The organism is Clostridium sp. AF35-15 (genome assembly GCF_003477745.1).
Classification (GTDB): domain Bacteria; phylum Bacillota; class Clostridia; order Lachnospirales; family Lachnospiraceae; genus Otoolea; species Otoolea fessa.
The window spans coordinates 1-25,446 of sequence record NZ_QUDY01000004.1 but is presented as its reverse complement, the minus strand read 5'-3'; the positions used below and the strand labels follow the sequence as shown (position 1 = coordinate 25,446).

General features: G+C 48.7%; 11 protein-coding genes, 1 rRNA gene and 1 riboswitch. Of the genes, 10 read left to right on the top strand and 2 right to left on the bottom strand.

What is annotated here, in order from left to right; all coding sequences use genetic code 11:
• Positions 1 to 57 precede the first annotated feature (57 nt).
• From DWZ76_RS05725 to DWZ76_RS05715, 3 genes are all read left to right on the top strand, one after another.
• Positions 58 to 13,653, top strand: a complete 13,596-nt coding sequence (locus DWZ76_RS05725) for a prealbumin-like fold domain-containing protein (protein WP_118472146.1) — start codon at positions 58 to 60, stop codon at positions 13,651 to 13,653.
• A 58-nt stretch (positions 13,654 to 13,711) separates the two neighbouring features.
• On the top strand, positions 13,712 to 14,695 hold the full coding sequence (locus DWZ76_RS05720; RefSeq protein ID WP_118472145.1) for a hypothetical protein: 984 nt from the start codon (positions 13,712 to 13,714) through the stop codon (positions 14,693 to 14,695).
• 120 nt (positions 14,696 to 14,815) lie between these two features.
• A riboswitch (glycine riboswitch) is annotated at positions 14,816 to 14,920 on the top strand.
• A 149-nt stretch (positions 14,921 to 15,069) separates the two neighbouring features.
• On the top strand, positions 15,070 to 16,473 hold the full coding sequence (locus DWZ76_RS05715; RefSeq protein ID WP_118472144.1) for a sodium:alanine symporter family protein: 1,404 nt from the start codon (positions 15,070 to 15,072) through the stop codon (positions 16,471 to 16,473).
• Between the two features lie 326 nt (positions 16,474 to 16,799).
• Here the strand turns inward: DWZ76_RS05715 and DWZ76_RS05710 are convergent, their stop codons facing one another.
• Complete coding sequence (locus tag DWZ76_RS05710; protein ID WP_118472143.1) at positions 16,800 to 17,738, bottom strand: DUF4392 domain-containing protein; 939 nt, start codon at positions 17,736 to 17,738, stop codon at positions 16,800 to 16,802.
• Between the two features lie 393 nt (positions 17,739 to 18,131).
• Here DWZ76_RS05710 and DWZ76_RS05705 point away from each other — a divergent pair, with 393 nt between their 5' ends.
• Positions 18,132 to 18,650: a MazG nucleotide pyrophosphohydrolase domain-containing protein gene (locus DWZ76_RS05705; protein ID WP_022359442.1), complete on the top strand. Its 519-nt coding sequence runs from the start codon at positions 18,132 to 18,134 to the stop codon at positions 18,648 to 18,650.
• A gap of 93 nt (positions 18,651 to 18,743) precedes the next feature.
• On the opposite strand, the gene DWZ76_RS05700 is transcribed toward DWZ76_RS05705, so the two are convergent.
• The gene (locus tag DWZ76_RS05700) at positions 18,744 to 19,172 is read right to left on the bottom strand and encodes an Rrf2 family transcriptional regulator (protein WP_118472142.1); all 429 of its coding nucleotides are present in this window, start codon (positions 19,170 to 19,172) and stop codon (positions 18,744 to 18,746) included.
• A 548-nt stretch (positions 19,173 to 19,720) separates the two neighbouring features.
• Here DWZ76_RS05700 and DWZ76_RS05695 point away from each other — a divergent pair.
• The 6 genes from DWZ76_RS05695 to DWZ76_RS05665 all read left to right on the top strand — a co-directional run.
• Complete coding sequence (locus DWZ76_RS05695) at positions 19,721 to 21,004, top strand: O-acetylhomoserine aminocarboxypropyltransferase/cysteine synthase family protein (RefSeq protein WP_118472141.1); 1,284 nt, start codon at positions 19,721 to 19,723, stop codon at positions 21,002 to 21,004.
• A gap of 348 nt (positions 21,005 to 21,352) precedes the next feature.
• Positions 21,353 to 22,225, top strand: coding sequence for a phosphoribosylaminoimidazolesuccinocarboxamide synthase (locus tag DWZ76_RS05690; RefSeq protein ID WP_022359439.1), 873 nt, complete (start codon positions 21,353 to 21,355; stop codon positions 22,223 to 22,225).
• Positions 22,226 to 22,436: 211 nt separating this feature from the next.
• A complete protein-coding gene (locus tag DWZ76_RS05685) occupies positions 22,437 to 23,201 on the top strand; it encodes an SDR family oxidoreductase (protein WP_333549111.1) in 765 nt (254 codons plus the stop codon).
• Positions 23,202 to 23,222: 21 nt separating this feature from the next.
• Positions 23,223 to 23,882, top strand: coding sequence for an L-serine ammonia-lyase, iron-sulfur-dependent subunit beta (gene sdaAB, locus DWZ76_RS05680; protein ID WP_107000463.1), 660 nt, complete (start codon positions 23,223 to 23,225; stop codon positions 23,880 to 23,882).
• A gap of 42 nt (positions 23,883 to 23,924) precedes the next feature.
• The gene (sdaAA, locus tag DWZ76_RS05675; protein ID WP_118472140.1) at positions 23,925 to 24,809 is read left to right on the top strand and encodes an L-serine ammonia-lyase, iron-sulfur-dependent, subunit alpha; all 885 of its coding nucleotides are present in this window, start codon (positions 23,925 to 23,927) and stop codon (positions 24,807 to 24,809) included.
• Between the two features lie 565 nt (positions 24,810 to 25,374).
• A 16S ribosomal RNA gene (locus DWZ76_RS05665) occupies positions 25,375 to 25,446 on the top strand; the annotation flags it as partial.

The window sequence follows — 25,446 nt, the reverse complement described above, 5'->3', positions numbered from 1 at the left end:
AAACGAGGGACTGCCGGTGTTAAGGGGCGCGGGGCAGTAAAAACGAGGAGGAAGTTTATGGGGGAGTATCGGTACAGAGAGAATGCGAAACGGGGGATGGCGTTTGTACTGGCAATTATATTGGGAGGAATGGCTTTTTTGCCAGGATTCCCGGTTTTTCCGGTGAAAGCAGCACCTGCGAGCGGTCAGCAGACAACACTGACGACAGCCCATGGCGATACGCTGCTGGGACACAAGCTTTATTGTATCGATAAGGGCGGTTATGCGATCTGGGGAATTGCAGAAAAAGGGGATCTCTATGAAGCACACCGTCCCTCCCAGGCATCTGTTCCGCTGAGCAGTCAGGAACAGAAATATGTATTTTGGGCGATGCTCTCGCTCAGAGCAGCGCTGGGGGATGAAAAGGCAAATACATTTATCCGGGCGATCAATGTGGCAGCAAAAGCACAGGGAAAACCGGAAATTATCAAGATGGTGTCCGAGGAAGATCTGAAAACAATCCTCTATGTTCCAGCTGTGCGGGCAAAATATCCGTGGCTGGAGGCAGCTGCGTCAAATAGTGAGGCGTACATGCAAATGGGAGGAATGCTGTCTGGCGGAGGCAGCGGAAAGGAAAATACCGGTGTCGGCGGCGGAAAGATTCCTAATGTGATAGCTTCCAGCACCTCGCTGGGAACGGCAAAACAGGTAGATGCGGCGACTCTGACGCTGTCGTTTGCGCCGGATGGCTCGGATTGGGATTTTATCCGTTCTGTACCGCTTGAATTTTCAAACAATGACGGTGTTTCATTCAGCCCGGTTCCGACCGATGGATGGACGTATACAAAAACCGACTCGCAGATCATATTTAAAAATCCAAATCCAAAACCGTCGAAAGCCCTGATTCGTTTCCGGGTGGAAGGAACCCCATACGCTTTGGGCGGCGGGGGATATGCTTCGGCGGAGGAGGCGATTGACCAGTCGCTTCAAATCTGGGAGTGTGTGACCTGTTCGGGGACACACGGAGGCGGAACGCCTGCCAAAAGTGATCCGTGGATTCATCAGCGGATGGCATGGATGGAGCTCGGAATGGTTCCGGTCAATTATTTTGCTGAATTGGCGGGCGATCCAACCCCGGTACCGGAGCAGGGAGGCATTCAGTTTGAGGTATTTAGGCATGAAGAGGATTTTACTTCCACCTATAATCTGCAGATGTATAAATACGATCATGAGACAGGGAAAGCGCTGGAAGGGGCGCGGTTTGGCTTCTTTGAGCGCTTTGACGATAAGAACAGGGTAAATACTGAGCGGGATGGAGCTGCCGAATTGTATGAGGGCGGAGAACCATATGCCAGTCATTATCAGGATGAGCCGGTTCTCTGGGATGGTTTCAGACAAGTGGGTTCGGCGGTAACGGATGGCGATGGCTACGCCTCCCAGACGGTGGAGCATGGTTATCACTATGACAAGACGTTCTGTGACGGTCATCCGGCACCGACCTTTGTACCAGTTCCAGAGGACGAGGAGGACGAAGAGGGAGAAGTCATCAATGAGGATGAGATTGAGGCGGCGCAGGCAGAAAATATCCGCCTGGCAAATAGCTGGCTTTTGTGCGAAGAGGAATGTGAAGGAAAGGCGGGCGGAGACTTTGAGGGCGTCCATTTTCACTGGATGATGGAGGAGGTCGATGCAGGGGAGATAGAAGGTATCGCGTCAGACGGCGGCTCCGAGGGAGAAACACCCGATGCGGGACCGACGACAGGGGCAGACGGGGAAACTTCGTATGCAAAGTCTGGCTGCCAAGAGGACTGTGGGCAGACGTATGAGAAGTTCATTTCCATGAAGTACAGTTATACCTGGAAAGAATTTAAAGCGCGGGATGGATATATTCTGCATGATGAACATGCAGATGACCTGCCAATTGAGATTATCACAACCGATGCATCTGAGCATGGGGCAAATGCAGCCTTTGGAGGCGGATATTCGCGTGATGTGGTGCTGGGAACGAAGAGTGTGAGAAGGAGTCAGGGCATCGGAGAGGCTTCCGGAAATCAGAATGGAGAAAGTGAGGCGAAGGCAGGAATTTCTGGAAAAAATGGCTGGGAGCGTCGAAGTGCGTCTGGCTGGACGATCCGGGAAAATTTAGCGGCTTTTCTGGGGGAGAGTCCTGTATTTCCAGGGCCGCTAAAAATGCGTGTTTTGCCGCAGAGGGTGGTTCTGTTTACGGCATTGGATGCAGCGCTTCTGGGGAAAGCGACACCGTCGGAGGCGGAGATAGGAGAAAAATCGCAAGATACAGGAAACAAAGCGGGGAGAAAGAGGAATAAGACAAGTGAAAACGAACAGGACATAAATGAAAAAGACAGAAAATTGACACAGGAGAAGAAGGAAGCAACTGCCTCGGAGATGAAAGTATCTATTTCGGACCATCTGGTAAATCGTGTCCAGAAAGGGTTTGTGTTTATTGATGAAGCGGATGATGATTTAGAAGAAGCAGAAAAAGCGGAACGTGAAAGTATTCGGCGATATATGGCAACCGGCTCAGATTTATTGACAACCGAGGCAGGTTTTTATACAAGCTGGCATTCACCTTCTTTGTTGTATCAAAATCCGCAGTTGTCACAAAGAACGGAAACACTGGCGGGTGCGGCAGCAGAGTCACTATTTTTCCCTGCCTATGAATCGGCGCTTGTTTCCGCGAGTGTGGGTTCAGTGATAGAGCCGGGAAGTGCTGGCAATTTCAGCCATTGCAATGGGGCAGACGGCGAGAAAGATGCCTGGAGGATCTATGATCACCGGACAGAGGGCGAGGTACATATCAATAAAAAGGATCTGGATCTGAAAAAGGGCGAAAATGAGTCTTACAATGCGCTTGGGGACTCACAGGGGGATGCAACGCTGGAAGGTGCAGTGTATGGCTTGTTTGCAGCAGAAGATCTGCTGCATCCGGATGGGAAAACAGGGGTAGTTTACCGGGCCAATCATCTGGTGGCGGTGGCGACGACAGACAAAAATGGAGATGCCTCGTTTCTGGCATGTACAGAGGCGCCGGGGCGAACCTATGATTATTCGAAAGGGTCGATTGTGGATGCAGCAGATGGATGGCGAAAGAAAGCGCCGGGAAATCTGTATACACAAGATGCGGCGATCGATGATTATACGGCAGATAAAGCCTGGGAGCGGATTTATTATAACAATACGTCAAAGAATGGGAATGCCTGGATTGGACGCCCACTTCTGATGGGGGAATATTATGTTAAGGAATTAAGCCGATCCGAGGGCTTTGAACTTTCGATTGGAAATAAACTTCACGCAGTTACAAACCTGGGACAGGATCTGGAGGCGGCGGTCCTGGAACCGGGAGAAGGATATGCCCATATTTCCATGCAGATGTATGGGGAAGAGCAGGCAGGCGATGGCGGAGCTGATACGAATGAAATTTTCTTTTCGGCAGAGTCAAAGGACACGAAAGAGGGAGTTTATGAGATTGTGGTGTCAGGGCTGCCGGAGGGCGTGAGCTTTTATCGAAAAGACGAGGGAAAAGGAACGGTTTCGGTGGAAGCTGGGACAGGTGAGTATGAAAAAGTTTATACCGGGGAACTGGCAGTGGCAGAGAACAACTATCAGTATCCAAAGTACAATGCGGATGGCACGCCGATGAATAAAAAGGTTCCGATTGAGTATGCGGCGGGGTGGATGCGCCAGGTCCGGGTGCAGGAACTTGTGCCGGAGACAGTGGAAGCAGTTCTTTTGCAGGCAGAAACGGGAATGACCGAGGAAGAAAATGCGGACAAGCTGGCAAAGATATTTGATGTGGATGACTTTTGTTATTTGAAAGGGAAAGCCGAGCGGGTACTCCGCAGACATGCGAAAATAACACCGAGGACACCGGGAGCAGGAGAAAATGCATATTCCAGTATCTATACCGGCGTATTTGACCGGGGCGTCCGGGAAGGAGAGCGGGACGTGTACGGCGTCAGCGGTGTGACACCGGGAGAAAAGGCAGAAAAAACGGTGTATGGTTCGCCGGTCCAGACGATTGCGGTGCCGAAAACAAAAGATGGAATCTCAATGACAGTGGGAGACGTGATCACTTCCGTTCTGGATTTTTATCATACCCATCCATATATCAGCTATGGCGGTCTGGACGCGGTGCAAGAGTTTTCGGATTCGTTTGAATTTACGGTATATGCAGGAATTTTAGGAATACCGGAGAATTTCATGGTACTGGGAAGTGATCCGGAGAAAGACAGCCTGATTTTTCACCGGGCAGAGTGGCTGCCGGAGAATATGGAAATGTGTCCGCGTTATGTGTATATACCATATTCAAATAATCGAGGGCGGGACGCATTTGGAACGTATACTGATTATAGGGAAACTACCGTTGGAAATCAGGTGATGGCATCGGCACTTTTGCAGACAGATGCTGTGATTGAGGGAGATGGTACGATTGTTCCGAAGGAAAATGAGGTAAATGTCTATTACAAAACCGGGGAAATTCCGCACGATGCGGATGGGCAGCCGATCCAGGTAGTTGTTTACCGGGAAAAGACAGAAATACAGCAGCGGGAGGTAACGGAGACAAAATGGGTTCATCAGGCAGCAGCCCGGAATGCAGATGGGAGATACATACTGCGGGTCAATGCGAATTTTACCGACAGTTTTGGCGTGAAAAAAACAAATGCAGGCGTGCTGGAAGAGCTGGGATTTAAGGCGGTATTGAAAGAGAAGAAGGTTACACTGAACGAGGAAGAAGCCGCAATGCTGGGAAATGGTTTCTTTGCCGGCCACCAGATGAACAGTTCCAGCTATTACACGTGGGTAAAACAGGCGCGGGCAAAGGCATATATCGATTCTGGACGTTCCGGCTTGATAGGGGATGATTCTTATGTGGTCCCGGTGGCACTGGCATACCCTGGGCAGGAGACCACCTATCAGGATGCCGGGACAAGAAAAGAACCGCTGGGTGTACTGGAGCGTGTGATCCGCCAAAAGATAAAAATCATCAAAGATATAGCGACGACACCGGAGAACACCTATGCACATAACACTTATGCGGAAAGTGGACATACCGATCTGTTTACGGAAAAAGAGGGAGGGAAGGAAAATGTCGCTTCGGCACTGCCAAATTTCCGTTTTAAGCTCTATTTGAAATCCAATCTGGAACGTCTGTACCGGAATACGGATGGCGAAATCGTGTGGATGAATCGGGATGGGGAAGTTGTCTCGTTGCCGGAGGTAAAAAAGAATTTTCCGCTGCTTATAGAATCCTTTGCTCCGGTTCGGAAAATTTTCACGCAGGTAACTCATAAAAAAGATTCCCAGACGGCTGGTTCCGTCAATAACAATGTCTGGGACAGCGCAGTGACGGCAAATGATCGTCTGTACGAATATGGAAAAGACGGGCAGATCGCGGATTCGAAAGAGGTCAATCAGGGATATACAAGACTTCTTGAGACAGTCATGCGGATCAAGGAAGATGGAGCGGGAGCGGTACGGGAAGTTCCAGGCTATCAGTATGAGAAATTTTTCGATGCGATGGCGGTGGCGAACCGGGATAAATGGCAGCAGGCAGATGCAGCAGATACATCCTTTAAGCCGTTTGCATGGATCCGTACGGGTATTTTTGGAAGCAGCGGCGGAGAAACAAAAGATCCGGTGCATCATAACAATGCGGCGATACAGAATCAGAGCCGTGCGTCAGAAGCAGCCGTAGAAAATGCAAAACGGTCGGATGCTGTCCGTCAGTTTGCGATTGACTGGTATTTGAAGAATGAGGTAAAGAAGCAGAACATTCAAGCATCGGGAGAACAGGAAAGCTATCCGGATTATATCTATGATGAAGCATTACATCAGGCAATTTTAAAAGCAGAGGAATATTTGAAGCCGTTTTTCTCCTATGATTTGGACGATTTATACGCGATTGAGTGGGACAGCGCGGAAAATGGAGGTTCCGATCGGGACAAAACAACGTTGTCAGCAGAAAAATTAAAAAAATCCGAGGAAGGTTATTATTATGGCATTTCGAAATACCTTCCTTACGGAACCTATGTGGCAGTCGAGCAGCAGCCGTATTCGGGAGCACTGGAAGATTTCAAAAACCAGCATTATCGGATCGACCAGCCGAAAGAAATAGAAGTCCCGTCGGTTTATGAGGCAGGTGGAAACCTCGTATCTCCGGAAAAAAAGTCAGCGGATTATCAATATGACGCCTCGGCATCGCCGGAAACGCTGGCGGCGAACTATCAGATCCGGATGAATGAAGAGTGGGGAGATACAAATCAGGCGGATTTGAGGAAATATGTGATCCGCGCACATGGACAAGATGGAACTTATGAGATTTATAAGTATGGTCTGGATGCGGATAAACGGCAGGGAACGATCTCCTATCCAGGCGGAAGCTATGACTACAGCGGATTTTCGCCCGCTCAGAGGGAAATGGCGCCGTACAAGGACATTTATCGGTCTGAAAATGCAAACAGCCGGTACCGGAGCAACGAGAAGGTAGAAAGCTATTACCGTTATGGTTCGATCTCAGAGCAGGCAGGGTGGGCAGATTCAGTGGAATATCCGTATGGAGAGAAGACGGATGATAACAATCCGGCGGGATTTTATCTGAAAGATCATGTCAGGACAATCACCGGGGCGCTGACCGGGTTTGACGGGCGGTATTTTCAGGGATTGGTGCCTTACAGTGTGACAGAACCGGCGGCGGAGTCCGCCTATGATGCGTTGGGATTTACCGGCTACGCGGATGGAAAATATCGGAATACGTTTTATGCTGCAAAGCTTCGGATTGAAAAACTAGATTCGGAGACGGGAGAGAATATTCTGCATGATGATGCAGTGTTCGCTATTTATGCCGCCAGCCGGGATACGTCGAAATACAGCGAGGGGGAGGTGCAGTTTTATGAAAAAGATACACAGGTGACAGCCAGCCGGGAATTTTTGGAGGCAATGGGGGCAAAGAAAATCGCGCCGGTTGATTTGAAAACGCTAATTCCGTCAAAATACCCCTGGAAAGCACCTTATACAGGAAAATATACAGGCATAATCCCGGCAGGAACTCCGATTTGCAGTGAAACCGATCAGGTGGTGATGCAGGATGCCTTTGGGACGCGGACGGGCACATTCCGGGTTTATTCGACGCTGCAGGATTTTGGTGGTTTGGGGGAAACTCTGCCGTCCAACCAGAATACAGGATATCTGATCACGCCGCAGCCGCTGGGAGCAGGAGCCTATGTGTTGTGTGAATTATCTGCACCGGAAGGATACGTGAGAACGAAACCGATAGCGGTGGAAGTGTATTCGGATGAAGTGACGTATTATCGGGACGGAGAGCGCGGTCAGCGGGTGGCAGCTGCCGTGTATAGAGAAATGGTAACCCGGATAAGCAGCAACGGAGAAGCAGTCCAGAATCCGGATGGAACGAAGCCAAATGGCAATAAGCCGCAGGACCGGGGGGATGTGGCGCGGATTTATGTAGGAAATACGCCGATCCGGCTGGAAATCGCGAAAGTAAAACAGGAGGAAACGGAGATTCTGTTTGAGTTGAGCGATCGACGAGAGGGAACTTTGACCGAGCTTTCGAACCGTTATGGTCTTGAAAATCTGGAACTGGCGTACAATGCGTCGGGAACGTTCCTTGGGTATGGGTGGTCAAAGGGCTGGCTGGATAGTCTGAGGGCAAAACAGGAAGCCGGGGAGTGGATTGACCTGATTTATGAGGATCAGGTTTTTACTGGAAAGGCGATCTGGCATCGGGTTCCAGATACGGCGCACGCACTCAACCGCTATCTTCCAGGTGCATCAATGTGCCTGTATGATGCGATCGAGGTAAAGAAGAACGGGGACAGTGAGGACCGGGCGTATGCCGGTGTCAATGTGGTGCGCGATTCGTTTGGAAATGTGATCCGGATGTATGTGCAGAAAGGTTATGCGGGAAACCGGCTTCTGTATGTGAAGGATAAAGAACAAGAGGGGGAAGATAACAAAGGAGAAAATAACAATTATACACGATATACGCAGGATGACCGGTTCAACGACCAGGGGAAAGGCAGATGGATTCTCAAGTGGGTTGAACGTGAAGATACAGACATTTTATATTACGATCTCGGGGCTCTGGAGGTATTTACGACACTCCGGGGCGTGCGGTATGCCTATAACGAAAAGGGCGAGACGGTGCGTCCCAAAGACGGCGAACCGATCTATGCGATGAAAGACGGCGTTCCATTTCTGGAAATTGTAAGCCCCAGCTATGAAGAACTGGCGTACAGCCGGAAAGAAAGGCGGTTTGAATACGTTCCGTCCGGGACAAAATTCTATCATCTGGCGTCAGACGGAAGCCGGGACAGCGAGGTAGAACCGTACACGGGAATGGCATATGTGACGGAGGAGAAAACCGGCAAAACATTGGTGTGGGTGGTCCGGGTATCGAAGGATCGCTATGAAAATGTGATTGCCAGGGATAAGATAAAGACTGGCCGCGTGGCAACGATGTATGCTGATACGGAACAGGAATACACGATTGGGACATATGACGGAGGTCTGCTGCAGCCCCATGTCAATCCGGTTTTGAATGAAAATGGGCTGCCGGTTTATTACCAGCGTTCCGATCAGACCTATATCAAAGGATATCCCGTTTATGATCGGGATGGCGATTATGTGCGTTACCGATACAGCGATCTTCTCAGAGCTTACAATGCCAATGCATGGGATCTGCAGTTGAAAGCAGCGCTCTATGATATTGGAAATGATCCGGAAAAACGGGAAGATGACCGACCACTGTACCATCGTCAGGGTGAGGCGTATCTGATGGAAAACAGCTGGATAACCGGGGATGAAATGCCAAACGATCCGTTCCATACACGGATCAGAGATGGGCAGGTGGACGTTTTAAAACGCGTCCCGGTGGGAACGTATATTTTAGAGGAGACGCGTGCCCCATCCGGCTATGCGAAACGGATGCCGGCAGGTCTTACGGTAGAGGAAACCTGTGAGGTACAGGAGCTGTACCTTACTAACCGCCCGATCACGGTGCAGATCGAAAAGATCGACGCGCCAGAACAATATCAGCAGCCAGTCCGGGACTATGATCGCATTTTGAACGAATCGGATTCTAAGACCTGGGAGGAAGGAAAAGGGGGGTATACGTTTTCAAGTGTGGAAGGAGCCGTGTTAGCGCTCTATCCGGCAAAAAGAGTTGCGAGTGATGATTTGGAAGCACATCCGTCCGGGTATTATCTGGAAAAGAAAGGGGAACTTCCGGCGAACTGGACGGTACTAGATGAGAGAAACCAGAAAAAGACAGTGACTGCGAAATGGACCGTCGGAAAGACGCCAATGGCATGGGAGGGGATTCCGGCAGGCGATTATATTCTCGGGGAGATAGAGACGCCTCCGGGATATCTGACAAATCAAATAGAGGTGGAAATCCAGGAAACTTCTAAGCTGCAGATCATCACGATGCAGGAGGATCATATAAAAACCGCCTTTTTCAAATATGAGGAGAAGGATGGAAAAAAAGAATGTCTGCCGAATGCATATGCGGCGGAGCTGACCCTGTACGAGGCAGTGACAGATGAAAATGGAATTGTCATGGAAGCGGATGGAACACCGCGCTATGACCGGGAAAAACGGGTGACGAGCTGGAAGACCGAAGATGCGAAAGCTTACAGCCAAGGAAGCGACAGCTTTGCAGCCCGCTATCAGAAGCTGTATGCAGAATATCACACAAGGTTTAACACGGTTGCATGGTGTGGATATACCGCTGAAAAACAGGAAGAAACGGCGACAGAACAGGGCGAATCAGTGCGTCAGCTCTGGAATCTGGGAAATGGTTCGCAGGTGCTTGTTCAGGTAACGAAAAATCTGCAGCCGGATGGAAAAGCAGGCTACAGCTATGATTTCCGCTGGAATTACCAGATGGAGGAGACTCTGGTCAGTTATGATACCTCCGATGGGATTCACCGGATTGATTATTTACCGCTGAATCCGACGAAAAATGATTTGGCTTCGAACAGAAAGAAAGGCTATTACGTTCTGGTGGAGACGAAAACACCAAGCGGCTATCAGAAAGCAGCACCGAAGCCGGTGATTGTCGAAGAAACTGCTGAAATTCAGCTTTACGGGCTGGAAAATAGGGCAAAGTCTGTCTATATTTCCAAGCTGGGAAGCTCAGGAGAGGCATCCGAAGAGGCAATTTATCTGGCAGGCGCAGAACTTGCTGTTTTCCGGGCGGCACAGGATGGAAGCCTGATGCAGGAAAAAGAATATTTAGTGGAACGCTGGATTTCTGGATCGGATGGAAAATTTACAGAGGAAGAAGCAGAAAAACAGGAGATTCCGGCAGGATGGAAGGCAGGGGACTGGAAGCCGCATCGGATTTCTCCGATTGCCTATGGAGTGTATTATCTGGTGGAACTTTCGGCACCGGCAGGTTATCGCCTCATGGAACCTAAGAAATTTACGGTGGCGGCTGCTTCGGGGGAGACAATCGAAGCGGTTAATACGTTGAAACAGGGACGGGTTCGGGTTGAAAAGGTGGATGAGAGAAAGCCAGAGGAAAAACTGGCAGGTGCGGTGTTTGAAGTGAAAAACAGAGAGACGGGAGAAAAGGTTCAGATGGAGACAGACGAGAGCGGTCAGGTGGAAAGCCCGTTTCTGCCAATCGGAACGATAGGGGAGAATGGAAGCTGGATTCCGTACCATTACGAAGTCCGTGAGACGATGCCGCCGGATGGATATCAACTTATTCCGCGCGTGTACGAGGTGCTGATAGAAGATCAGAAGGAATGCGAGGTGCTAACGTATGATCTGACGGTGCCGAATGAAACAACGAAAATCAAAATTTCCAAGCTGGATTTCGATACGGGTCTCTTTGTGTCAGGAGCAAAGCTGGCAGTGTATGAAGCGGGATTTTTGGATGGTGTGTACACTGAAGCGGGTGAGGCATTGGAAACCTGGATCTGCGATGGGAAAACACACGTGATAGAAGGAAAGCTGATTGCCGGGCACACGTATCTTCTGAAAGAACTGGAAGTGCCGGATGGATACACTGTGCAGAAACCGATGATTTTCACGGTGTCAGATACAGGCAGGGGGATTAACGCAGCCAGAGATGGTGCAAATGCGCTGGAGATAGAGACAGCAGACGGTTTATTTGACAGCATAACGTCTCTGCAGGTGCAGGGAAGAAAAGCGCTTCGTCTGGTGAGAACTCTGTGGGATTTGGACAGTGGGGAAGAATTTGTACTTGCTTCACTGATGGAAGCTTCTGTGCCTTATCTGGAACGAGAAAAATGTGAAAAAGAGGGGGTGGCGGAAGGACATCGTTTCGAACTGCGGGAGATCATTGAGTTCAGTGACGGCAGCCGCCGGACGATAGAAAAAAATACATTCCGTCTGAATTGGGATGAGAACGGACATTATCCGCTGACGCTTAGAACATTAAAAGGAACGAGGTATCGTCTGGAAGAATATCATCAGAAAGAGACAGATGGCAGGGAAGTGGAAAGCTGGATCCCGGAAAACAGAGATGGCTTGGGATATATCCATGAAATACGAAATCCGGAATACAGCGACCCTTGTGGCATCCGCGCCGTTTCCCCGATTGGAAAAGACGGAGCAGCGGTGCTGCCGGGAAGTGTAATTGTATATGAAATTACATATCGGAATCAGTCAGATAAAAAAGAAAATATGAAGATTGGACTGGAAATTCCAGCTGGGTGTGAACTAATGACAGCGGCTTCGATGGGCGGAGCGGAACAAATAGGTGAATCCTGGTATTGGAATATAGAGAATGTGGCAGCCGGATCAGGAGGCATTTTGCGGGTGGCTGTTCTGGTTGGAGAGCATATAAATGAAAACGGACAGGAAAATCATTCTGGTATGACGGTAACGGCAACGATATGGGGAAAAACGGGCAAAAGCTATGAATCCTTCCATCCAATTCTATCTCCGGGCGCAATTGCTATCGCCGGGCGGGTGACGGGAACTGCCGCGGCGTTGTTAAGGCAGATAGATATAACATATACGTTATACTTAAAGAATGCGGAGGGAAAAGAGCTTCCAGGCTTGATTTCGTACACAGGTTCTAAATCGGGAACGCTGCGAAGTGGAGGAAGCCTGACGCTTTCTTGTGGCGAATCGGTTGTTTTGACAGGAATGCCGTGGGGAACCAACTATGAGGTTCGGGCACAAGTTCCGGCACAGACTCCGGATGGACTGCCGATCGAGTGGAAGAGTACAGGAAGCACGGGACGGACCTCCCGGCAGGGAAATACAGCGCTCTGGGAATTTCATCAGAATGATCGGTCGGTGCGTGAAGTGCTCAAACGTGGGAATAGATACCGCCTGGTTGAACTGCTGGAACTGGACGGTGGAAAAACGGAAGAGGTGGAGTCGAATCAGATGATTTTTTCTCTGGGGGACGATGCACAGATAGATGGAATTGGAATGATAGATTCCCCGACAAAGCTGGTCTTTTCAAAGACAGATCTGGGCGGAACGGAGCTTCCGGGTGCTCAGATAGAGATTCTGGATCAGTCTGGAAATGTAATCGAATCATGGATTTCTGCGGATCATCCTCATGAGATAATTGGAACGTTGACACCGGGAAAGAGTTATATAATGCGCGAGACGGGAGCGCCGGATGGATTTGCGTATGCGGAAGAGATTCCATTTACTGTTTCCGAGGATGGAATGGTCGAGCGGATTTCCATGCAGGACAAGCCGACGCACGTGGAAATCACAAAATACAGTGTGACGGGAGAAAAGGAACTGCCGGGGGCGCGGATGGAACTCTGGGAGGAGAAGGAAGGCGGAACCTTGGTTGATTCGTGGGTATCTGATCGGGGCGCCCATGTGATAAAAGGTAAGTTAAACGCTGGAAAAAACTATGTGCTGGTAGAAAAAACAGCGCCGGATGGGTACTGGAAAGCAGAAAAAGTGACATTTACGGTATCACTGGACGGTCGAGTCGATCAGGTGAAGATGTATGACAGACCGACGGAAGTGCAGGTGGAGAAGCGGAAATGGAGGGAGCAGAAAGGAGATAGCGAATTTGTAAAAGGTGCCCACCTGAGGATTTCGGATGAGACTGGAAAGGTAATATTGGAATGGATTTCTGAAGAAAAGGAGAAATGTATACAGGGCATTTTAAAGGAGGGCTGCCGCTATATTCTGGAAGAGCTGAAAGCGCCGGAGGGCTACGAAAAAGCCGAACCAGTTTCATTTACGGTTTCAGAGGGCGGAACGGTGACGGTTGTGCAGATGTATGACCGTTTGAAGCCGGAGAAGCCGGGGCGACCGGGGCACGGTCAGCCGGAACATCCAAAGAAAGTGATAGAAGAGCTGAAAGAGGGCTATTTAACAGTTCACGTGCCAGAGTCGATCTGTGGAGAGGGGAAAATTGTTCTCGACGGCAGACAGATGAAGCCGCTTCCGAAGATGGGATATGGAGAATCAGCCACCTGGGAAGTAGAAGGTGCTTATCAGATCGAGGACGAAAAAGAGCGTCTGAATGAAGCAATTTCACTGATTTGGAAGTGGAAACTGGTGATTGGACTGATATGTATGAGCGCTGGGGCAGGACTGGCGCTCGCAGAGCGGCGAAGAAAGGAGGAAAATATAAAAAAGAATATGGAGAGGAATGATAAGGGCAAGGAGGAGTAAAAAATAAGAGAAAAATCAAAATCGATCAGATGGCAGAAAAAGGGAAGGGAGGGATTTTATGGATCAGATGGCGAAAGGGCTGCTCTTCGGAGCAGCCGTACTGAGCCAGGCGGCTGCGGGATGTTTCCCCGCTGCCGCGGCATCCATCGATCGGGTCAGGATTCGGCTGTCAGCAGAAGAGCTGGATGAAATGGGAATGCCTGTTTTGGAGGCGGAAAGCCGGGACAGGGCATATAGCGTCACTGGTGTGGAACGAATCTCCGGTGATCCGGCAAGCGGACCGGCGATGGATAGGGCAGAGGTGGGAAAAAAGGAAAATGAACAATATAAAGGGAGCAGACAAGCCGACTCTGAAAATATAGGTACCAAAGAAGTGTCTTTAGAAGAACGAAAGATAGAAGAAATCCATGCAGAAGAACCTGCTCCGGAAATTCTATACGAAATAGAACTGGAATCCGATGCAGATGATTCTTTTTCCGTCCTTCGCCAGGAGGACATCCAGTTTTCAGGGCTTGGCGCGGTATGCAGCAAGGCAGTTCGGAAAGATAATGGCACTACGTTGCTTTTGACGATCGAATTACAGGATGCCGGAGAGATAATAGGAACGGTGGATGCAGCAGTCTGGGCGGAAAGAGGAATTGGCAGGTGGAAGAAAGCGCCGGGGGCTTCGGCATATTTGGTGATGCTTTACCGGGATGCGAAGCGTGTCGGACATCCGCATCGGACGAGTGCTGAACAGTACGATTTTGTACCGTTGATGCAGACTGCGGGCGTATATCATTTTAAAGTGATTCCTCTGACAAAGCAGGGAAAGCGTGGTCAGGCAGCAGAATCGGCATGGAGGAACGTGACGGAGGCAGAGGCAGCTCAAAACCGAGAAGAATGGGGAAGGAAAAAGCCGGGATGGCAGCCAGAAGGGGAAATTCCATCGTATATTTTAAAAGACGGTGCATACCCGCAGATGGATTCTCTTTTGATTGGGGAAAAGTATGAGCAGTTTAATGAAAAGGGGGAAAACGTGTCGCGAACCGTAATATTTTGAGGATTTTCGTATAATTTATAAAAATCAGTTGAAAAAGCAGAAGAAATGTGATAGCATACCTCACATAAGTTCGTTCCTGTTTACTGAACCGTCCTGACGAGTGATCGAAGGTCAGTCAGGCAGGGACACTCTGGAGAGTCTCCAAGAAGGAGCGCCGAAGGTGTAAGACGGATGCACGTCCATGGTATTCGTTGATCTCTCAGGCAAAAGGACAGGGCATACAACCAATCACAATGGAACCAGGGGATGAGTTCTATTGTATGCATATGTTCTACTCTTTGGAGAGCTGATTTGTATCAGCTCTTATTTTATTACTCGATCCCGGATTTATAAAAGAGCCGGAATCGTAACGAAAACATAGAGGAGGATAAAAAATGGACACGATTTTGACACTGGTAAACAAAGGCAATGATTTTCTGTGGAGTTTTCTTCTGCTGATTCTGCTGTGTGGAACGGGCATCTATTACACGATTCGTCTCAAATTCATCCAGGTAAGAAAATTTGGCGAGGGCTGCAAGCATGTGTTTGGACATTTCAGCCTGAACGGAGAAAAACATGAAAAAGGGGAAATGAGCCCGTTTCAGTCGATCATGACGGCGATCGCAGCACAGGTTGGTACTGGTAACCTGGCAGGTGCGGCGACAGCTCTGTTTGGCGGCGGTCCGGGTGCAATCTTCTGGATGTGGCTGAGCGCGTTCTTCGGAATGGCGACCATCTACTCCGAGGCGGTTCTGGCACAGACCTACAAGACAGAGGTAAATGGTGAGGTGACAGGCGGACCTGTCTACTACATCAAGGCGGCATTTAAAGGTAATTTTGGAAAGGTATTATCCACTCTGTTTGCTATCTTTATTGTTTTAGCACTTGGGTTTATGGGCAATATGGTACAGTCCAACTCGATCGGTGCTGCGTTTACAGAGGTATTTCAGGTATATGGAATCAATATTCCGCCGATCACGATCGGCCTTGTGCTGGCAGTACTGGCAGGATTCATTTTCATTGGTGGAACCAAACGTCTGGCAGCTGTGGTAGAGAAGGTTGTGCCAGTTATGGCAGGCGTTTACATTGTAGGAAGCCTGATTCTGATTTGCCTTCATATCAATCACGTGCCGACAGCATTTATGATGATCATCAAGGGCGCGTTTGATCCGAAAGCGGTAATGGGCGCTGGTGCTGGTATCACCGTCCGCGAAGCAATCCGTTTTGGTGTAGCGAGAGGACTTTTCTCCAATGAGGCAGGTATGGGTTCCACACCGCATGCTCACGCACGTGCGAAAGCAGAAAGCCCGCATCATCAGGGGCTTTGTGCGATGATCAGTGTCTTTATTGATACATTTGTTATTTTAAATCTGACCGTATTTGCAGTCCTGACAACGGATGCGATGAGCTCCGGCAAGGATGGTACAGCGCTGACACAGGCGGCATTCATGCAGAGTTTTGGAAACTTTGGTTCTATTTTTATTGCGATCTGCCTGCTGTTCTTCGCATTTTCGACGATTCTGGGATGGCATTTCTTTGGCCTGACGAATGCGAAATATCTGTTCGGCGAGGGCGCGGCAAAGGTTTATTCCTTCATCGTTGTGATTTGTATTGTCATTGGTTCTATGTTAAAGGTAAATTTAGTATGGGCTTTGGCAGATTTCTTCAACGCGCTGATGGTTATTCCGAACGTTTTGGCATTACTTGCATTGAGTCATGTGGTTGTGGCGGCTGACCGGAAAGCGGAAGCGATCACGAAAAATGTGACACAGGCATATCAGATTGCGGAAGAAAAGTAAGAGCAAATAAAAAGAAGATAAAAGGTAACTGTTCAGTAGGTCTGCGCGTGACTGTGAAGGTACTGAACAGTTACGATAAAAGTGAATTGTAAGCGTAAAAAGCGAGCGTTAAACAATCATTCAAAAAAAGACCTGCTTATGTAGTGAAATACATAGGCGGGTCTTTTTTAAACATAGGAAACTTCGTTCTATGACAAAGAACGCTCCGCGGGATGCGCACTCGCGCGAAGAAAAAATATGTCGCAAGCGACCGAGCGAGACGCCCGAATGTGCCAAGGCACATTCTTTATTCTTGAAAATGAAAACAAATAAAAAACCAAAAGTCCCTAAACAGCTGCCATTACCTTCCGCTCTCTGTAAAAATAAGGAGTCTCTTTCTTTGCTGTCTGCTTTTTAAGCGTTTCATCGGTCAATTTGCGGACAGACTGCAAAATCCTCAGATGCGTCTCCAGAGGGAGTGCATCAACGGTCAGTTCCGCTTTTTTCGTGCATCCATCCACACCGCCTGCTGCCACAACCCGGCGGAGCAATTCTGTCTCGGTGCGGTCAGAGGGGAGAAGATTCCGTCCTAATTCCAGGGAGAGCAGGGAGGCAATGCCCCAGCCCCACCAGTTGGAAACGCCGCTTGCCAGCGTCAGGTCTGCTGCTTCTGCGGTGCAGATAAGTTCGCCGTGTGGAACACCTGCGAGAATTTCACGGCGGAAGGTCCCCATTCCCATCTCGTTGCCGCCATCTCCGATGGAAATGACCGTGGCACCAGCTTCTCTGGCAGCAGACAGGAAAAGAGCCGAATCCGTGATCATGTCATCGAGCTGTTCACCGCGCATGCTGTGATAATGTCCGTTTTCAGCTTTACCTGGGCGCTCCAGGCTGATCAGATGGGTCGGTTTTGCATCACGGATAAAGGTGCGGATAAAGTTATCCGTATTCTGTTCCGGCAGACGGATCAAGGTTGCCTGCGGAGCGCGGAAGCGGAGAGCCGCTTCCAGATGCGGATAAGAAGACCAGTCGGTTACGACTGACACGCCGCAGCCAGCTGCCGTCAGCGCTGCTGCGAGGTTGGCAGTTCCGGAAGGTCCATCCGTCTCGCCGGTAATAGAACCGTCTGGCATTCGAACCGGGAAACCGGTCAGAAGAACGGCCCTTTTCGCATGGGCGAGAGAAGCAGACACAGCCGCAAGTGGGGAAGCAGGCAGAGATGCTAAAAGTCCGCGACCGCCAAAATCCTGTTTCATAATTGAATCTAAAGTTTCATAAAAAGTCATGGTATCAATCCTCCAGGTATACTGCATTGTGCAGAAATTGACAGGGGATTTTCTATCTGGATGATTCGAGCGCTTATTTACTGGATAATTTCCAAATCAAAAAAGATTGGCAGCAATCCGGTATGGTAGCTGTATCGGAATCATGTGCAATAAAAAAAGACCCACGTATCCTGTAAGATTCATGGCTCTTATTTACGAAGGGAGCATCCGGGCAGGAGTCCCGATAAATAAAAGAATCTGTTTTGTTATGATTATATTGTAAATGAAAAATATCAGACTGTCAATTCCAAATTCATTTTACGGCTGACAGAATGCAAAATTTGGAATATAATAAAAAAATAGGCATATAAACAAGCTCAGAAATAAAAGCAGACAAGAAAATGGATAGAGAGAATGAAACGAGAATCAAATGAGATAAAAAAAGAAAATGACCGCGCCGCATCGTTCATGCGCTTCTGCGAGGTAGTCCGCCATCTCCGTGCCGAGGACGGCTGTCCGTGGGATCGGGCGCAGACGCATACATCGCTGAAACCGTACTGCATTGAAGAAGCGGCAGAGGTGATTGGCGGTATCAATATCTGGGAGGCGACCGGCGATGCGGAGAACCTGAAAGAAGAACTGGGGGATTTAATGCTGCAGATTCTTCTTCACGCGCAGATCGCGGAGGAAGAAGGACTATTTACGATACGGGAGGTCATGGATGGCGCCAGCGAAAAAATGATCCGCCGCCATCCGCACGTGTTTGGTAAGTCGATGCTGTCCGAACAGGGAGAACCGGTCACGGATTGGGATGCAATCAAGAAGCAGGAAAAAGCCGGAAAAGAGTGGACGGAAGCGTATCTTCCGGGAGCGCTGGAAGAGGCGGAGAAACTGCTCGAGCGGGCAAAAGAACGGAAAGGCATCAAAAAATAACATTTGAGATGCTTCAATACTGAAATAAATAGAAAAATCTACATATAAAAAGGCATTCGGTCAAACTGGAATGCCTTCGTTCATTTATAAATGCTAATTCGTACTTTTTGGCAAAGACGGACTTTCCTTTACCAGATCTTCTAAAGTAATATTATAGAAGAAATTGTGTACAACCTGATCAAAGCGTTTCCACATCGGCAGGGTCACACAGCTTGTCTGACGTTCGCACGGCGGCGCATCCGGTGCAAGGCAGGCAACGGAAGAGAGAGAGCCTTCGGTCAGTTCCAGAATCTCTCCGGCGGTATATTCATTAATCGGACGGGTCAGACGGTAACCGCCGCCTTTGCCGCGCTGTCCTTCCAGTAATTTATTTTTGACCAGAACCTTCAAGATGATTTCCAGATACTTTTCAGAAATCTGCTGACGGGTGGCAATTTCATTCAGTGGTATATATCCAGCAGAATTTTGTTCCGCCAGATCGATCATAACGCGCAGGGCGTATCTTCCTTTTGTTGATATCATTCGGTAACCTCCTTACTATTAACCAATTATAACGCAAGGTAATAGGACTTTCAAGGAGAAAAGCGTGGAAAACAAAGAAAAAAAGTTTTTTCCTAATACCTATTGACAAAGTTGGTTTATAAGAGTATCATTAAGCCATCGAGTTCGGAAAGAACATGAAAATGAAAAGGAGGCAGATACAATGGCAAGACAGAATATTGTATGGAACGGAAATCTGATGTGTTGTTGTCGAATGTGTAATTCCCGGGCATTTTATATGGTCAGGTAAATTTGCATATCTGCCGTTCAAGAGAATGACAACGATTTAAGATGCAAGCCATTTGCCCGGGAGCTTAAAGAAGATTAAGCGGTCCGGCTTTTTATTTATCCAAAAAGCCAAATATACATTTGCATAAGCAAATATGGTAATGCGGAAAAGCAATTATTTTATAGAAAGCTTGAAAATAAATGGAAAAACGCTTGCTCAAATAAAAAAATGAATATAGAATAAAAACGAATTTACATACTAGGAAATAAACTCCCAGAAAAAGAAAGAGAGGTATTTTGAGATGGGAAATTATAGATTTGAGACTCTTCAGTTACACGTAGGTCAGGAGCAGCCGGATCCGGCAACCGATTCCAGAGCCGTTCCGATTTATCAGACCACTTCTTATGTATTTAAAAATTCCGCCCATGCGGCAGCACGTTTTGGCCTGGCAGATGCCGGTAACATTTACGGACGTCTGACCAACTCCACACAGGATGTATTTGAGAAGAGAATCGCAGCACTGGAGGGCGGCGTTGCAGCACTGGCAACCGCATCCGGCGCAGCTGCTATTACATATACAATCGAGGCACTGGCAGCAGACGGCGGTCACATCGTAGCACAGAAGACCATCTACGGCGGCAGCTATAACCTTTTAGAGCATACACTTTCCCATTTCGGTGTATCTACAACTTTCGTAGATGCTCATAATCTGGAAGCGGTAGAAGGTGCAATTCAGGAAAATACCCGTGCTATCTATCTGGAGACTCTCGGAAATCCGAATAGTGATATTCCGGACATCGACGCGATTGCTGAAATTGCACACAAACACGGACTTCCGTTAGTCATTGACAATACATTTGGCACACCGTACCTGATTCGCCCGATCGAGCATGGCGCAGATATTGTCGTACATTCCGCTACCAAGTTCATCGGCGGACACGGAACCACTCTGGGCGGCATTATCGTAGATTCCGGTAAATTTGACTGGAAAGCAAGCGGCAAATACCCGGCAATCGCAGATCCGAATCCGAGCTATCACGGCGTATCTTTCGTAGAGGCAGCAGGTCCGACAGCATTCGTCACCTACATCCGTGCTATCCTTCTGCGTGATATGGGCGCTACGATTTCCCCGTTCAACGCATTCCTGCTTCTTCAGGGAACTGAGACACTGTCTCTGCGTATCGACCGTCATGTAGAAAATACCAAGAAGGTTGTTGAGTACCTGTCAAAACATCCGTTAGTAGAGCACGTTAATCATCCGTCTCTGCCGAATCATCCGGATCATGCACTGTATGAGAAATATTTCCCGAACGGCGGCGCTTCTATATTCACCTTTGAGATCAAGGGCGGACAGGCAGAAGCTCATAAGTTCATCGACAACCTGCAGCTCTTCTCCCTGTTAGCAAACGTAGCAGATGTAAAGAGTCTGGTTATCCATCCAGCAACAACAACCCACTCCCAGCTGACTGACGAGGAGCTGGCAGATCAGGGCATTAAGCAGAACACCATCCGTCTGTCCATTGGTACCGAGCATATCGACGATATCATCGAGGATCTGGAGCGTGGATTTGCAGCTCTGAAATAAGCAAGAGTGTGTCGGGCTGAGAATCCGAGGCATATACATAATAAATGGTAAATTGATAAAATGCGGTGTCATCTGCCAACTCTTCTTTAAGCAGGGAAGAACGGCAGATAACGCTGCATTTTTATTATTCCATTTTGGAAGAAAACGGCGTAGAAAAATTCATACCAAACCGCCTTCCACAGGGTAAAATGCTGAATTGTTGGGATTTAAGGAGGAAACGGGGAGGCGAGTCTTGACAATAAGGGCGGGTAAGTGGTAATTTATCAGATAGAAGGATACAGAGCTGTACATTTGTGATATAGGGGGGCTCTGGATTCCACCATAAAATTTAAGAATGAGGTGCAAAAAATGCAGGAGATGAAACCGATTAAAGAAGGAAAAGTCCGTGAAATCTATGACAATGGAGACAGCCTGATTATGGTTGCAACGGATCGTATCAGTTGCTTTGATGTTATCTTACATAATGAAGTGACAAACAAAGGCAAGGTACTGACACAGATGTCCAAGTTCTGGTTTGACCTGACGAAAGACATTATCCCGAATCACATGATTTCCGTAGATGTAAAAGACATGCCGGAATTCTTCCAGCAGGAGAAATTCGAAGGAAAGAGCATGATGTGCCGTAAGCTTGAGATGCTTCCGATTGAGTGCATCGTCCGCGGTTATATCACAGGAAGCGGCTGGGCAAGCTACCAGAAGACCGGAAAGGTTTGTGGAATTGAACTGCCGGAAGGCTTAAAAGAGTCTGACAAACTGCCGGAGCCGATCTACACACCGTCCACTAAGGCAGAGATTGGCGATCATGATGAAAACATCTCCTATGAGCAGAGCGTAGATCATCTGGAAAAATACTTCCCGGGCAAGGGAAAGGAGTATGCAGATAAGCTGCGTGAATACACGATTGCACTTTACAAAAAATGTGCGGAGTACGCACTGGAAAAAGGTATCATTATCGCAGATACCAAGTTTGAGTTCGGTCTGGATGAGAATGGCAACATCGTTCTTGGTGATGAGATGCTGACTCCGGACAGCTCCCGTTTCTGGCCGGCACAGGGCTACGAGGCAGGACATTCCCAGCCGTCCTTCGACAAGCAGTTTGCACGCGATTGGCTGACCGCTCATCCGGGCAATGACTGGACACTCCCGCAGGAGATTGTGGACAAGACCATTGAAAAATATCTTCAGAGCTATGAGATGCTGACCGGCGAAAAGCTGGCATAAGCGGATCGCTCGATGCAGCCAGTCAGGCAGTGGAAGAAAATGCATTGAATAAAAGTAAAAAAGCTGCTGTGAAAAGAATGAAATTCTTGTTTCACGGCAGCTTTTATATATGGAAATAAAAAACAAATATATCGCTAGTTCGTAATCTGCAGCAGAGGGGCTGTTTACAGATGTGTGCTTTTGAAAGGGAAAATAAAAGATGCGCGATTTTATGGATTTATTTAGCTTAAAGGGGAAAAAAGCGATCGTCACGGGCGGAACCAGAGGACTCGGCTATGGCATGGCAGAGGGACTGTGCAGAGCTGGGGCGGAGGTTACTATTTTGGGAACAAGTGAGAAGGTGCGGGAGAGCGCTGATGCGCTTGCACGGACAACCGGTGTGGTGGTTCACGGAATAGTGGGAGATCTGGTAAGAGAAGAGGAGGTTCCGAATATCTATAAGCGTCTGGTGGAAAGCCTTGATGGTCAGGCGGATATACTGGTAAACTGTGCGGGAGTTCAGCACCGGTGCGTGGCAGAAGATTTTCCGATGGAAGAGTGGAATCGGATTCTGCGAGTAAATTTAGGTGCTATGTTCCAGATGTCTCAGCTGGCGGCGCGGGATATGCTGCAGCGTGGATACGGCAGAATTATTAATGTGGCATCGATGACCTCCTTCTTCGGAAGTGTGATGATACCGGCATACGCGGCAAGTAAGGGCGGTGTGGCGCAGCTCACGAAAGCCTGCTCCAATGAATGGTCATCGCGTGGTGTGACCGTCAATGCGATCGCACCTGGTTATATGGAGACAAAGCTCACATCGGATATGAAAGCCAAAAATCCGGATCAGTATGAAGAGGTAACGGCGCGGATCCCGATGCACCGCTGGGGGAAGGCGGAGGATCTGGCAGGAATTACCGTGTTTTTAGCGAGTGACGCGGCAGAATATATAACGGGAGCGGTAATCCCGGTGGATGGCGGCTACCTGGCGAAGTAAACGAGAGAAAAGGAAAGAAATATGAATCTATTTGATATAGTAGGTCCGGTGATGGTCGGACCGTCCAGTTCCCACACAGCGGGCGCGGTTCGGATTGGATTTGTGGCGCAGAAGCTTCTTGGGGAACCGGTTAAGCGGGCAAGGATTGGTCTGTACGGCTCATTTCTGGCAACGGGAACCGGACACGGAACCCAGAAAGCGCTGATTGCGGGACTTTTAGGAATGGTGCCGGACGACATGCGGATTCCGGACAGCTTTCACCTGGCAGAGGAGAAAGGAATTGAGTTTTCCTTTGAGGAAGCTAATTTAAAAGAGGCGCATCCAAATTCGGCGGAACTGGAGCTTGAGGGCATTTCTGGGCGCAGTCTGACGGTAGTAGGTGAATCACTGGGCGGTTCCCGGATCAATATTGCGAAGGTCGATGGGATTGAAGCCAATTTTTCCGGTAGTTATCCAACCTTGGTTGTCCACAACGACGATCAGCCGGGACATGTGGCGGATGTGACGGCGATGCTGGCGCACAAATCGATCAATATTGCGACGATGCAGCTCTACCGTGCGGCGCGCGGCGGCATGGCAGTGATGGTTATTGAGTGCGATCAAGAGATTCCGGAAGAAGGGCTTGTGTGGCTGCGCCGTCAGGAGGGTATCCGAAAGGTAACATATTTAAGTCTTCGATAGGAAAGGTTCATATAAGAAAAGGAATGGAACGGGAAAATGGAAATGTTATATCATTCAGTGAGTGATCTGGTCCGCTTAGCGAACGAACATCAAATTCCGCTCTGGAAGGTGGTTCTTCTGGCAGATGTGCAGGAACGCCAGGTGACGGTGGAAGAATCGTTTGAAACAATGCGGCAGATGTATCAGGCGATGCGCCAGGCAGATCAGGAATACGACGGCTCGATCGTCTCGGCAAGTGGAATGGCGGGCGGCGACGGAGAAAAACTGCACGCATACAATGCCTCCGGTCGCAGCCTGGCGGGCGAATACATGGGGCTTGTGATGGAAAAAGCGGTGAAAATGGGAGAGTCCAACGCCTGTATGAAACGAATCGTGGCGGCTCCGACGGCGGGCGCATGCGGGGTGATTCCGGCGGTATTTTTGTCGTATGAGGAATATTGTAAGGAAACGGAGAACCGGATGGTCGAGGCGCTCTTTGTCAGTGCAGGAATCGGTGCGGTTATTGCAGAAAATGCGAGCATCGCCGGTGCATCGGGTGGATGCCAGGCGGAGATTGGTTCAGCAAGTGCGATGGCAGCAGGAGGGCTGGCATATCTGCAGGGCGGCGATGCGGAGTGTATCGCGAATGCAGCGGCATTTGCCCTCAAAAATATGTTGGGACTAACCTGTGATCCGGTCTGCGGTCTGGTTGAAGTTCCGTGTATCAAGCGGAATTCCGCCGGCGCCGTCAATGCGGCGGTCAGCGCGCAGATGGCAATGGCGGGAATCAAGAGCGCGATCCCGGCAGACGAGGTCGTCGATTCCATGCGCCGGATCGGCAATGCGCTTCCGGCTGCTTTACGCGAGACGAGTGAAGGCGGTCTGGCCGTGACCGAGAGCGCCAGAAAGATAGCAGAACGGATGGGAAAGAAGGAACACATTGCGTAGAAAACCCGGGAAGGCAATGAAAATCAATAGAGCCAGACAGCACGCGATTGCAGAACCTGTCAGAACTGTTCCAGCTGCTGATTAGAAAATAAAATTGTAGAAGAAAGAACAGCAATATAGAAATAGCTCTGTTTAAATGATGCCAGAATATTCTTAAAAATCACAAAAAAACATATAAAATAGCAAATTTAGAAAAATGCTTGACTTTCCGGGAATGCTCTGGTATCATAACATACGTCCTCGAGACAAGGACAAAAACAAAACACGAAACGAAAGAAATGATTTGAAGATTCTTGATGAACTCAGAAAAATTTCAAAAAAACGTGAATTTGTAAAAAATAAAAAAGTGTTGACAAAAGCAAAAACTTTTGATAAACTATAAAAGTTGCTGCTGAGACAACAACAAAGAACCTTGAAAACTGAACAGTATGTAAAACCCTGAAAATTCTAAGAACAAAGGCTTTTGGTTAAGCCTTGAAGTTCAAGAGAACATTCAGAACAAAACCAAAACAACAGTAATAACGGTTAAAATTAGCCAAGCGAATTTTGACTGGAATCAAAACTTTAACATGAGAGTTTGATCCTGGCTCAGGATGAACGCTGGCGGCGTGCTTAACACATGCAAGTCGAACGAAGC